This is a genomic window from Pantoea sp. RSPAM1 (assembly GCF_038816185.1).
Classification (GTDB): Bacteria; Pseudomonadota; Gammaproteobacteria; order Enterobacterales; family Enterobacteriaceae; genus Pantoea; species Pantoea ananatis.
Map to the genome: position 1 here is coordinate 1,905,047 of NZ_CP046137.1, position 12,839 is coordinate 1,917,885.

Below are 12,839 nucleotides of genomic sequence, written 5' to 3' on the forward strand. Positions count from 1 at the left end.
GTGTGATCTGCGTCACACTTTATCTAAAATTTCACTGAACTGTCGTTGTATGTGAGGATCAGACGATATAGATTTGCCTTGTTTTCGGATTAGTCTTAAAAAATGTATGAAGGCCTCACGGAAGAAGGTTGACGACTTAAGAATAAGGTGGACTGAAAAAATTGACTTCTGACCCAAAACACAAGGTCGTAAAAAGAAGCAGCACTCAGAACCATTTGCCTTTTATGTTTAATTATTTTTGCCATCTTTAGATTTACCAACCAGCAGCTCGATACGCAGAGATGTCATCTGCGGTAAGTTACGTCGCGTCTCTCAGGATGGAAAAATGGGTACATCTGAATTACTAAAACATATTTACGATATCAACTTGTCATATTTACTGCTCGCGCAGCGATTAATTAACCAGGAAAAAGCTTCGGCAATGTTTCGCCTCGGGATTGATGAAAAGATGGCAGATGCGTTGTCTGAATTAACCTTACCTGAAATGGTAAAATTAGCTGAGACCAATCAACTTGTGTGTCAGTTTCGTTTTACCGATAGCACCGTTATTAATCGCCTGACGCAGGAATCTCGCGTGGATGATTTGCAACAAATCCACACCGGGATTTTGTTATCCAGCCGTTTATTACGCAGCGCGTCTAAAGACGCCGCGCCTACTAAAAAGAGGGCGGTATAATGGGTGAGAAAAGTATTGTTCAGGAAGCGCGTGATATTCAGCTCGCCATGGAGCTGATCACCCTGGGTGCGCGCTTACAAATGCTGGAAAGTGAAACCCAGCTTAGCCGCGGTCGCCTGATTAAACTGTATAAAGAGTTGCGTGGTAGTCCACCACCTAAAGGCATGTTGCCTTTCTCTACTGACTGGTTCATGACGTGGGAACAAAATATTCATGCTTCTATGTTCTGTAACGCCTGGACTTTCTTACTCAAAACCGGTTTGAGCACAGGAATTGATGCGGTAATCAAAGCCTACCGCCTCTATCTTGAGCAGTGCCCGCAATCGGACGAGGGCCCGCTGTTGGCGCTGACACGCGCCTGGACCCTGGTGCGATTTGTCGAAAGTGGTATGCTGGAATTATCGGATTGTAAATGCTGCAACGGCAGCTTTATTAATCATGCACATCAGCCTGTTGGCAGCTTTGTCTGCAGCCTGTGCCAGCCACCATCACGTGCCGTAAAAAGACGTAAACTTTCTGCAGATACTGCCGATATCTTTCCACAACTGCTGGATGAACAGGTTAAACACGCCGTTTAAATTTGTTCGCAATGTGGAAGTCATCCAGCAGCGGTTAATCCCGCTGCTTTTTTTTTGCCTCCACGTGGTGAACATCACCTGAGTTTCTGGCTTAACGTCGACCAACACGTTACGGACGTAAGGATTTTTTGTGCTGATAATTTTAGGTTACATCGTGGTATTAGGTTCCGTGTTGGGCGGATACGCTTTAGTGGGCGGCCATCTTGGCGCGCTATACCAGCCTGCAGAACTGCTGATGATTGCCGGGGCCGGCATCGGTGCGTTTCTGGTGGGTAACAACGGTAAATCGATTAAGAAAACCCTGAAGGCCCTGCCGCTGCTGTTTCGTGGCTCGAAATACAATAAAGCGGTCTATATGGATTTGATGGCGCTGCTGTATCGCCTGATGGCGAAATCACGCCAGCAAGGCATGTTGTCACTGGAGCGCGATATTGAAGATCCCGCTCAGAGCGAAATTTTTGCTAATTATCCCCGCATCTTAGCCGATAAACAGTTAGTCGACTTCATCACCGATTATTTACGCCTGATGGTGAGCGGCAACATGAATGCCTTCGAAATCGAAGCATTGATGGATGAAGAGATTGAAACCTACGAACACGAGTGTGAAGTTCCTGCGCAAAGTATCGCAGCAGTGGGCGATGGCCTGCCGGCTTTCGGTATCGTTGCCGCGGTGATGGGCGTAGTGCATGCCCTGGCGTCAGCCGACCGCCCAGCCGCAGAGTTAGGTGCGCTGGTTGCCCATGCAATGGTGGGAACCTTCCTCGGGATTTTACTGGCATACGGTTTTATTTCGCCGCTGGCGTCAGTGTTACGTCAGAAATGTGCAGAAACAACCAAGATGATGCAGTGCGTAAAAGTGACGCTGCTTTCAAGCCTGAACGGCTATGCGCCACAAATCGCCGTCGAGTTTGGCCGTAAAACGCTTTACTCCGCCGAGCGTCCTTCGTTCAGTGAGCTTGAAGAGCACGTACGCAACGCGAAAAACCCGGCTAAACAGACTTCGGATCAGACCTCATGAAACATGGCAATCGCCCAATTGTGCTGATTAGAAAGCGCAAACATAAGAAACATGAAGGAGGGCATGGTTCATGGAAAATCGCTTATGCCGACTTCATGACGGCGATGATGGCATTTTTTATGGTGATGTGGCTGCTGTCGATCGCCAGCCCACAGCAGTTGATTCAGATAGCGGAATATTTTCAGACGCCCTTAAAAGTGGCGCTGACGGGCGGACAACGCAGCAGCGACAGCAGCAGCCCTATTCCGGGTGGCGGTGACGACCCAACGAAGAAAGAGGGTGAAGTTAAGAAGGTTGTGGATATGGACGCGCAGAAACGCAAGCTGGATGAGATTCGTCTCAACCGGTTGCGTGAAAAGCTCGACCAGCTGATTGAAGCCGACCCGCGCCTGAAAGCACTGCGCCCGCATTTGATCATCAACATGGTGGAAGAGGGGCTGCGTATTCAGATTATCGACAGTCAGAATCGCCCAATGTTTAAAACCGGCAGCGCAGAAGTTGAACCTTATATGCGCGACATTTTGCGCGCGATTGCCCCGGTTCTGAACGACATCCCAAACCGAATCAGTATTGCGGGGCATACGGATGATATTCAGTACGCCGGTGGTGATAAAGGCTACAGCAACTGGGAGCTCTCTGCAGATCGCGCCAATGCCTCCCGTCGGGAACTGGTGATTGGCGGACTGGATGGTGGAAAGGTTCTGCGTATTGTGGGCATGGCTGACACGATGAAGCTGAAAAACCGCGGGGGGGATGATGCCGTGAACCGCCGTATTAGTTTGCTGGTGTTGAACCACGATACCGAAGCCGCCATTGAAAAAGAGAATGCTGAAAGTGATGCCGTGCAGGTTAGCGATCCGGCTGCGTTTGAGAAAATCACCGAACCTTCAGCCTCCATCGGTTCAGCAGCAGATAAAGCAGGTGCAGTGAAAACCGCAACCTCAGCACCCTCCGCCTCGGCAGGCGGTGCGATGAAAGCGACAGCGTCTTCGCCGTCCGCCCCGGCAAACGGCACAGTGAAAACAGGCACTTCCACGCAGCCCGCGTCTTCAGCGGGTGCGGTGAAAACAGCAACGTCCGCACAACCAGCGTCTTCGACTGGTGCGGTAACAACCGTATCTCCCGCGCCGTCAGCCTTACCGACGGGTACGGTGATAACAGTAACCTCTGCACCGCCAGCGTCATCGGCTGGTGCGGTTAAAACAACCTCCGCGCCGTCAGCTTCGTCGGCTGGTGCGGTCACTACAGCAGCCCCCTCACAGCAGAGGTGATTCCCGTGAGCATGGACATCAGCGATTTTTACCAGACGTTTTTTGATGAAGCCGATGAGCTGTTAGCGGATATGGAGCAACACCTGTTGGGACTCGATCCCCAGGAACCTGACTCTGAACAGCTTAACGCCATCTTCCGCGCCGCCCACTCCATTAAAGGCGGGGCAGGAACCTTTGGTTTTACGGTTTTACAGGAAACAACCCATATCCTGGAAAACATTCTGGATGGTGCTCGTCGCGGCGAAATGCAGCTCAGCACCGACATCATCAATCTGTTTTTGGAAACTAAAGATATTATGCAGGAACAGCTCGATGCTTATAAAACCGCGCAAGAGCCTAACGCGGAAAGCTTCAAGTATATCTGTGAAGCATTACGCCAGCTGGCGTTAGAGGCTAAAGGTCTACCGGTTGAAGCGCCGGTGGTGGTTGCCATTGATGCACCGGTCAGTCAGGCAGAGTCCGCGCAAGCAGGCGCCGACGGCGTTCATCTGCAACTGGTCGAACTGAAAGAAAAAGACATTGATTTGATGCTGGAAGAGCTGGGTAACCTCGGCACAATCAGCGATGTCAGGAAAGGCAGCAACTCGCTTGAGTGTCACATTACGGGCGTTGGCAAAGACGATATCGTCGCCGTGCTCTGTTTTGTGATTGATGAATCCCAGATTCGCTTCCCGGAGGCGGGCGACGCAGCCCCAGCCTCGACAGCGCGCGCCGCTGAGCCTGAGGTAGCCGAAGTACAGACCGCCACCGTTACCGAATTGCCCGTTGCCGCAGCCAAACGCGAAAGCAAGCGCGTTGCCGCACCGGCGAAGACCAGCGAATCCAGCAGCATCCGCGTTGCCGTTGAGAAGGTCGATCAGCTGATTAACCTGGTGGGTGAGCTGGTGATCACGCAGTCAATGCTGGCACAGCGCTCTGGCGAACTGGATCCGGTGGCGCACGGCGAGCTGCTGAACAGCATGGGCCAGCTGGAGCGTAACGCGCGTGACCTGCAAGAGTCGGTGATGTCGATTCGTATGATGCCGATGGAATACGTATTCAGCCGCTTCCCGCGTCTGGTTCGCGATCTGGCCAGTAAACTGGGCAAAGAAGTTGAACTGACCTTACTCGGCAGCTCGACCGAACTGGATAAGAGCCTGATTGAACGCATTATCGATCCGTTAACGCACCTGGTGCGTAACAGCCTGGACCACGGCATTGAATCGCCTGATAAGCGTATTGCCGCAGGAAAAGTCGCGACGGGCAACCTGACGCTCTCCGCAGAACATCAGGGCGGCAACATCTGTATCGAAGTCTCCGATGACGGTGCGGGCCTGAACCGTGAGCGTATTCTTGCTAAAGCACTGTCATCCGGTCTGCCGGTTCATGAAAACATGAGCGACGAAGAAGTCGGCATGTTGATTTTCGCGCCAGGCTTCTCCACCGCAGAACAGGTCACGGATGTGTCTGGCCGCGGCGTGGGCATGGACGTTGTGAAACGGAATATCCAGGAAATGGGTGGTCATGTCGAAATTGCCTCTAAACAGGGCAAAGGCACCACAATCCGTATCCTGCTGCCGCTGACGCTGGCCATCCTTGATGGCATGTCTGTTCGCGTCGCGGATGAAGTCTTTATTCTGCCGCTGAACGCGGTGATGGAATCATTGCAGCCTCGTGCAGAAGAGTTGAAACCGCTGGCGGGTGGCGAATGTGTTCTGGAAGTCCGTGGCGAATATCTGCCGCTGGTTGAACTGTGGAACGTCTTTGATGTGAAAGATGCCAAAACAGAAGCGACGCAGGGCATCGTGGTCATTTTGCAAAGCGCGGGCAAACGCTATGCCCTGTTGGTAGACCAGTTAATTGGTCAGCATCAGGTTGTTGTTAAAAACCTGGAAAGCAACTATCGCAAAGTACCAGGGATTTCAGCCGCCACCATCCTCGGCGATGGCAGCGTGGCGCTGATTGTTGACGTTTCGGCGTTGCAGTCACTTAACCGTGAAAAACGTGTGGCCGGCGCTGCCGCCTGATTGATAACGAAAGGGTAAATAACATGAGTGGAATGGCAACCGTGACAAAAATTGCTGGCGAAACCGTTGGCCAGGAGTTCCTGGTGTTCACGCTGGGTGATGAAGAGTACGGCATCGATATCCTTAAGGTTCAGGAAATTCGTGGTTACGATCAGGTAACCCGCATTGCCAACACGCCGGATTTTATTCGCGGCGTAACAAACCTGCGTGGCGTAATTGTGCCTATCATCGATTTGCGTGTGAAATTTGCACAGGCAGACGTTGAGTACAATGAGAATACGGTCGTAATCGTTCTTAATCTGGAAAACCGTGTCGTCGGTATCGTGGTTGATGGCGTGTCTGACGTGCTGTCGTTGACGCAGGAACAGATCCGTCCTTCACCTGAGTTTGCCGTGACAATGTCTACCGAGTACCTTACCGGTCTGGGTGCACTCGGCGACCGCATGTTGATTCTGGTTGACATCGAGAAGCTGCTCAGCAGCGAAGAGATGGCGCTGGTCGACAACCTGCGTACGGCATAATTCATCTTCACGGGTCAGCGCAGGCTGGCCCGTGAGATTCTGTGTCTTGTGTACAGCCTGAATCAGTGTGACCCGCTTACGCCACGCATCGCTTCCAGGTCTCATTTTTCCCCTGTTGTCTGTGACCTGAGCCACTAAAAAGCACCCTCAACTGATATCAATAATTACAAAAGTCCCGATTGCCGCTTTTTCACTGAAGCTGACTAAACCCTCTCTCTTTCACGCCGATACAGCCCCTGCACTTTACTTTTTATGCTCGGGGAAAAAGATGTTTAAACGAATAAAAGTCGTGACCAGTCTTATCGCGGTACTGATGCTTTTTGGTGCCATGCAGCTGCTGTCAGGCAGCCTGTTCTGGTCAGCGCTGAATAATGATAAAGAAGCCTTTGCGCTGTCACAAATTTCCACCCGGAACGTTGCGGCGATGACCGATGCCTATATGGCGCTGAACCAGTCTCGTACCACCCTCAACCGCGCAATGTTGCGCCTGCAAACCAGCATGGCATCTCAAATGAACGGCGGCCAGCTGGACAGCCTGACAGAGAAAGCCGTTAACGAGGCGACTAAAGGTGAGCAGTATCTGGCAGAATTTAACGCGATTCCGGAAACACCGGGCGCAGATACGGAAATGCGCGATCGACTGCAAAACGATTTTAAGGCCTATCTGACCGGTCTGCGCGGCATGATCGCCAGCCTGAAAGCGAAAGATCTGGAAGGCATGTTTAAACAAAATATTGAACAGAAGCAGCAGGCGATGCAGGCCACCTATTCCGCATGGCGTCTGAAGCAAAGCGAACTGTCCGCGCACGGCGCAGAGCAGAATCAACAGGCCTTCACGCAGATGATGTGGATGCTCGGCATGGTGGGCGTACTGGTGATTGTGGTTATTCTGGGCTGCTGGTTTGGACTGCGTCAGCTCTTGATTCAACCGCTTCAACGTCTGCTGGTGGACATTCGCACCATTGCTTCTGGCGACCTGACGCAACCCATTCTGGTGGAAGGCCGCAATGAGATGAGTCAACTGGCCGCCGGCATCCATGAGATGCAGCATTCGTTGGTGTCGACCGTGGGTGAGGTTCGCAGCGGGTGTGATGCCATTTTCACCGGCGCCAGTGAAATTGCGGCCGGGAATACCGATCTGTCTGCGCGTACGGAAGAGCAGGCAGCGTCGCTTGAACAAACGGCAGCCAGCATGGAGCAATTAACGGCGACGGTAAAACAGAACGCAGATAACGCACGTCAGGCTTCTCAACTGGCACAAACCGCATCCGAAACCGCGCTTCAGGGCGGTAAAGTGGTGGATGGCGTGGTGACCACCATGCAGGAGATTGCCGGCAGTTCGAAGAAAATCGCAGACATTATCAGCGTTATCGACGGTATCGCTTTCCAGACGAATATTCTGGCGCTTAACGCTGCCGTAGAAGCGGCGCGTGCCGGTGAGCAGGGACGTGGCTTTGCCGTGGTGGCGGGTGAAGTCCGCAGTCTGGCACAGCGCAGTGCTCAGGCAGCAAAAGAGATCAAAGCGTTAATCGAAGATTCGGTGGCGCGCGTTAACAGCGGCTCGCTCCAGGTTGAAAGCGCGGGCAGCACCATGAATAACATTGTGGGCGCGGTAACACGCGTGACCGATATCATGGGTGAAATCGCCTCTGCATCTGACGAGCAAAGTCGCGGCATCGATCAGGTGGGCCAGGCCGTAACGGAAATGGATCGCGTGACACAGCAGAACGCCTCGCTGGTCGAAGAGTCAGCCGCCGCGGCCGCCGCGCTGGAGCAACAGGCCAGCGCGCTGTCCCAGGCCGTATCCGTCTTCAAAATCTCGCGCGTTTAAGTTTTCCAATCTCTTTTTACGGCCAGCGTGAACCTGTCTTCACGCTGGCCGTAAAGTTCCACACGTCCGGGCCGATAAACAGAATCGAATTGCTAATGAATGAGGTTTCTATGTTTAGTCGAGTACGTGTTGTCTCCGGTCTTCTCTGTGTATTGGCACTGTTCGCGCTACTGCAAATTTTTTCGGGTGGCGTCTTCTTCAAGACGGTGACAGAAGATAAAGAAAATTTTGCCTATAACCAACGTCTGAGTACGCTTCAACGCGCCATGGGCACCTCTTGGGTCGCACTGGTACAGGCGCGAAATACCTTAAACCGCGCCGGGATCCGTTATTTGCAGGATGGGCAAATGGCCGGCTCAGGTGCCACCGTTAAAGAGCTGTTGGCGCTGGCAGATAGTGAATTAAAGCGTGCGGAAGAAGGCTATGCCATGTTCAATGCCAATCTTTCTGAGAAAGGTAAAAGTGCTGAAAACGTACTGACGCTGCAGGCCAACTATAAGCAATTCCATGACGGACTCGCGGAGCTGATCATATTTCTTGGCAACGGTAACTTTAAAGGGTTTGTAGACCAACCGACGCAGAGCTATCAGGACAAATTCCAGAAAGACTACGATGCCTGGCTTAACTACAACCTGCAACTCAGTCAGCAGGGCGTGGATGCCAACAATGCCGCCTATCAACGCATGATTATGCTGGTTGCAGGCACGCTGTTGGTCACGCTGTTGGTCATTGTGCTGGTCTGGAACCTGATGCGCAGCCTGCTTATTCGACCGCTCAAAGAGAGCATTGAACATATTCAGCACATCGCAGGCGGCGATCTCACCCAGCCCATCAACATTAGCGTACGTAATGAAATTGGCGATCTGTTGACCTCGCTGCAGGACATGCAACGTTCTCTGGTGCGCACCGTCAGCACCGTGCGAGACGGCGCAGATGCAATTTATACCGGGGCCAGCGAAATCGCCGTCGGTAATAACGATCTTTCTTCCCGAACCGAGCAGCAGGCGGCATCGCTGGAACAAACGGCGGCCAGCATGGAAGAACTGACCGCGACCGTAAAACAAAATGCGGAAAATGCCCGTCAGGCTTCAAAGCTGGCGCTGAATGCCTCTGAAACCGCACAGCAGGGCGGCAAAGTCGTTGATGGCGTGGTCACGACCATGAAAGAAATTGCCGGCAGCTCACGGAAAATTGCGGACATTATCAGCGTCATTGATGGTATCGCTTTCCAGACCAACATCCTGGCGTTGAACGCAGCGGTTGAAGCCGCGCGAGCGGGCGAACAGGGACGGGGCTTTGCCGTGGTAGCCGGTGAGGTTCGTAACCTGGCCCAGCGCAGCGCACAGGCGGCAAAAGAGATTAAAGGCCTGATTGAAGACTCCGTTGGTCGCGTTAACACCGGCTCAGTGCTGGTTGAGAGCGCGGGCGATACCATGAATGAGATCGTCAGTGCGGTAACGCGCGTCACCGACATCATGGGTGAAATTGCTTCTGCGTCGGACGAACAGAGCCGTGGCATTGACCAGGTGGGTCAGGCGGTGACCGAGATGGATCGCGTGACACAACAGAACGCCTCGCTGGTGGAAGAGTCTGCTGCAGCCGCTGCGGCGCTGGAAGATCAGGCCAGTAACTTAAAACAAGCGGTTTCTGCCTTTAATATTGGTAAAGAAATTGTCACGCAGGCCGTTAACAAGACTACGGCGGCAAAAAGTTTACGTTTAGAAAGTCCGTCAGAAGGCATTCGCCAGACATCACCGCGCGGTGACGAGAACTGGGAAACCTTTTAATTGCCTGGATAGCCCAGCCGTTGAGACGCGGTTGGGCGTAGCAGCAGACGTTCAACAGGTTTAGTTCAGGCCAGGTGCAAAGATGAAGAAATCGACGTTATTAGATCAACCGGAAGCGACGACGCTGCTGTCACAAATGGTGCAGCGCCTGCCCCTGTCCGATACCCATTTTCGCCGTATCAGCCAGCTCATCTATCAGCGTGCGGGGATCGTGCTGGCCGATCACAAGCGCGAGATGGTTTACAACCGTCTGGTTCGTCGTCTGCGCACGCTGAATATCGATGATTTTGGTCGCTATCTGGCCCTGCTGGAAAATGATCCAAACAGTGCTGAGTGGCAGGCGTTTATTAATGCGTTAACCACTAACCTGACAGCGTTTTTTCGCGAGGCGCATCATTTTCCCATCCTTGCGGAGCATGCACGTAAACGTCAGGGAAATTTCAGCGTCTGGAGTACGGCAGCTTCCACCGGCGAAGAACCTTACTCTATCGCGATTACCTTGGCTGAAACCTTAGGCATGGGACCGGGTAAATTCCAGGTACATGCCAGTGATATTGATACCCAGGTTTTGGAGAAAGCCGTGGCGGGCGTTTACCGCCAGGAAGAGCTGCGTACGCTGTCGCCCGCGCAGTTACAGCGTTTCTTTTTACGCGGTACAGGTCCACATGCTGGCATGGTTCGTGTCCGTTCCGAACTGGCGAACATGGTGAACTATACCCAGCTTAACCTGCTGGCAAATGACTGGGCCTTACCGGGACCGTTCGATGCGATCTTCTGCCGCAACGTAATGATCTACTTCGATAAAGAAACACAAGAAAAAATTCTACGTCGTTTTGTTCCTCTGCTGAAGCCCGGCGGCATTCTCTTTGCCGGACACTCAGAGAACTTCAGCCAGATTAGCAAAGAGTTTTGGCTGCGTGGGCAAACCGTTTATGGACTGACGAAGGAAAGATGATGAGCAAAATTACCGTGATGTGCGTAGATGATTCTGCGCTGATGCGGCAACTGATGACCGAAATCATCAACAGTCATCCTGATATGGAAATGGTGGCTACGGCCCCGGATCCGTTAGTGGCACGCGATCTGATTAAACAGTTTAATCCGCAGGTGTTAACGCTGGATGTTGAAATGCCGCGCATGGACGGCCTGGACTTTCTTGAAAAACTGATGCGTTTACGGCCTATGCCCGTGGTCATGGTGTCATCGCTGACGGGACAGGGCTCAGAAATCACGCTGCGCGCACTGGAGTTAGGTGCGATCGATTTCGTGACGAAGCCGCAGTTAGGCATTCGTGAAGGCATGCTGGCCTACAGCCAGATGATTGGTGACAAAATTCGCGCGGCGGCCCGGGCGCGCCTGCATGTTCGTAACGTCATGCCCGCGCCGGTCACGCTGAAAGCCGGCCCGTTGCTGAGTAGTGAAAAGTTGATTGCCATTGGTTCATCAACCGGGGGCACAGAGGCGATTCGTCACGTTTTACAGCCGTTACCGGCCACCAGTCCGGCACTGCTGATTACGCAACATATGCCACCGGGCTTTACCCGATCTTTTGCCGAGCGGCTGAACAAGCTGTGCCAGATAACAGTGAAAGAAGCGGAAGATGGCGAGCGTATTCTTCCTGGGCATGCCTACATCGCGCCTGGCGCAATGCACATGGAACTGGGGCGCAGCGGGGCGAACTACGTGGTGAAGCTGAATGAAGGCCCACCGGTTAACCGGCACAAACCTTCAGTGGATGTCTTGTTTAAATCGGTTGCGATTAACGCCGGGCGTAATGCTGTCGGCGTCATCCTGACCGGTATGGGTAACGATGGAGCAGCAGGCATGCTGGAAATGCATCGTGCCGGCGCCTGGACCATCGCGCAAAATGAAGCAAGTTGTGTCGTTTTTGGCATGCCACGCGAGGCGATAGCCAGCGGCGGCGTGAGCGAAGTAGTGGATTTAAGCAACATCAGCCAGCACATGCTGGCGAAAATTAGCGCCGGACAGGCATTGCGTATATAACCAGGCCCGTCCTGCCGGGCGAGATAACACAGGAGTAGATATGGCTGATAAAAACATGCGCTTTTTGGTAGTGGACGACTTCAATACGATGCGTCGTATTGTACGTAACCTGCTGAAAGAGCTTGGTTTCAATAACGTTGAAGAAGCGGAAGACGGCGTTGATGCGCTAGGCAAACTGAAAGCAGGTGGTTTCGATTTCGTTATCTCTGACTGGAACATGCCAAATATGGATGGCCTGCAACTGTTGCAGACTATTCGTGCCGATGCTGCCATGGCGAACCTGCCAGTTTTAATGGTGACGGCGGAAGCGAAGAAAGAAAACATTATTGCTGCCGCTCAGGCGGGTGCAAGCGGCTATGTAGTTAAGCCGTTTACGGCAGCCACGCTTGAAGAAAAGCTGGGCAAAATTTTTGAAAAACTGGGTATGTAAGGAGATGTGATGAGCGACCTTCCGAAATCAGCTGAGCAAGCCGCGGCACACGATATTATTTCCCGCATCGGTTCACTGACCCGCATGCTGCGTGACAGTCTGCGTGAGCTGGGGCTGGATCAGGCCATTGCAGAAGCTGCTGAAGCCATTCCTGACGCCCGCGACCGTCTGGACTATGTAGTGCAAAAGACCGCTCAGGCGGCCGACAGGGCGCTGAACAGCGTCGAAGCAGCGCAACCGCACCAGGACAAAATGGAAGCGGGCGCAATTGCGCTGAAAGGACGCTGGGATGCGTGGTTTGAAAATCCAATTGAACTTGCCGACGCGCGCGAGCTGGTGACGGATACGCGTGAGTATTTAGGGGAAGTGCCTACGCACACCTCTTTTACCAACAAGCAGTTGCTCGACATCATGATGGCGCAGGATTTCCAGGACCTGACCGGTCAGGTCATCAAACGCATGATGGATGTTATCCAGGAGATCGAGCGCCAGCTGTTAATGGTGCTGCTGGAAAACATGCCAGAAGTGAGCGCCGAGAAACGTCAGGTTGGCACCACGCTGCTTAACGGACCTCAGGTTAATGCCGCTGCGCCAGGCGTTGTGGCGAATCAGGACCAGGTTGATGACCTGCTGGACAGCCTGGGTTTTTAACCGTCAGTCTGTCTGGTCATCGCCGATCGGTTAACGGTCGGCGATTGCCGCCCCTTCTAAGATGGC

12 protein-coding genes are annotated in these 12,839 nt (G+C 53.0%); all 12 read left to right on the plus strand.

Translation table 11 applies throughout. The annotated features are described in order from the left end of the window. The first annotated feature begins 325 nt into the window (after positions 1 to 325). The 12 genes from flhD (at position 326) to cheZ (ending at position 12,773) form a co-directional block, all read left to right on the plus strand. Complete coding sequence (flhD, locus tag GKC68_RS09405; RefSeq protein WP_006120236.1) at positions 326 to 676, plus strand: flagellar transcriptional regulator FlhD; 351 nt, start codon at positions 326 to 328, stop codon at positions 674 to 676. Further along, positions 676 to 1,254: a flagellar transcriptional regulator FlhC gene (flhC, locus tag GKC68_RS09410; protein WP_028723384.1), complete on the plus strand. Its 579-nt coding sequence runs from the start codon at positions 676 to 678 to the stop codon at positions 1,252 to 1,254. The genes flhD and flhC overlap by 1 nt, the downstream gene beginning before the upstream one ends. A 130-nt stretch (positions 1,255 to 1,384) precedes the next feature. Then, positions 1,385 to 2,272 (plus strand): flagellar motor stator protein MotA, encoded by an 888-nt coding sequence (gene motA / locus GKC68_RS09415; RefSeq protein ID WP_028723385.1) that lies wholly within the window; start codon positions 1,385 to 1,387, stop codon positions 2,270 to 2,272. Next, positions 2,269 to 3,543 (plus strand): flagellar motor protein MotB, encoded by a 1,275-nt coding sequence (motB, locus tag GKC68_RS09420; protein WP_064366964.1) that lies wholly within the window; start codon positions 2,269 to 2,271, stop codon positions 3,541 to 3,543. Before motA ends, motB begins: the two co-directional genes overlap by 4 nt. 11 nt (positions 3,544 to 3,554) lie before the next feature. Continuing rightward, a complete protein-coding gene (gene cheA / locus GKC68_RS09425) occupies positions 3,555 to 5,549 on the plus strand; it encodes a chemotaxis protein CheA (RefSeq protein ID WP_173647311.1) in 1,995 nt (664 codons plus the stop codon). 23 nt (positions 5,550 to 5,572) lie between these two features. Further along, on the plus strand, positions 5,573 to 6,070 hold the full coding sequence (gene cheW, locus GKC68_RS09430; protein WP_013026106.1) for a chemotaxis protein CheW: 498 nt from the start codon (positions 5,573 to 5,575) through the stop codon (positions 6,068 to 6,070). A 268-nt stretch (positions 6,071 to 6,338) separates the two neighbouring features. Further along, the gene (locus tag GKC68_RS09435) at positions 6,339 to 7,901 is read left to right on the plus strand and encodes a methyl-accepting chemotaxis protein (protein ID WP_028723388.1); all 1,563 of its coding nucleotides are present in this window, start codon (positions 6,339 to 6,341) and stop codon (positions 7,899 to 7,901) included. A gap of 110 nt (positions 7,902 to 8,011) precedes the next feature. Next, positions 8,012 to 9,688 (plus strand): methyl-accepting chemotaxis protein, encoded by a 1,677-nt coding sequence (locus GKC68_RS09440; protein ID WP_028723389.1) that lies wholly within the window; start codon positions 8,012 to 8,014, stop codon positions 9,686 to 9,688. An 82-nt stretch (positions 9,689 to 9,770) separates the two neighbouring features. After that, positions 9,771 to 10,643, plus strand: coding sequence for a protein-glutamate O-methyltransferase CheR (gene cheR / locus GKC68_RS09445; protein ID WP_013026103.1), 873 nt, complete (start codon positions 9,771 to 9,773; stop codon positions 10,641 to 10,643). After that, positions 10,643 to 11,692, plus strand: a complete 1,050-nt coding sequence (locus tag GKC68_RS09450; RefSeq protein WP_014605660.1) for a chemotaxis response regulator protein-glutamate methylesterase — start codon at positions 10,643 to 10,645, stop codon at positions 11,690 to 11,692. Before cheR ends, GKC68_RS09450 begins: the two co-directional genes overlap by 1 nt. 40 nt (positions 11,693 to 11,732) lie before the next feature. Beyond that, positions 11,733 to 12,122: a chemotaxis response regulator CheY gene (cheY, locus tag GKC68_RS09455; RefSeq protein ID WP_028723390.1), complete on the plus strand. Its 390-nt coding sequence runs from the start codon at positions 11,733 to 11,735 to the stop codon at positions 12,120 to 12,122. Positions 12,123 to 12,131: 9 nt separating this feature from the next. Next, a complete protein-coding gene (gene cheZ / locus GKC68_RS09460) occupies positions 12,132 to 12,773 on the plus strand; it encodes a protein phosphatase CheZ (RefSeq protein WP_014593904.1) in 642 nt (213 codons plus the stop codon). The last annotated feature ends 66 nt before the right edge of the window (positions 12,774 to 12,839 follow it).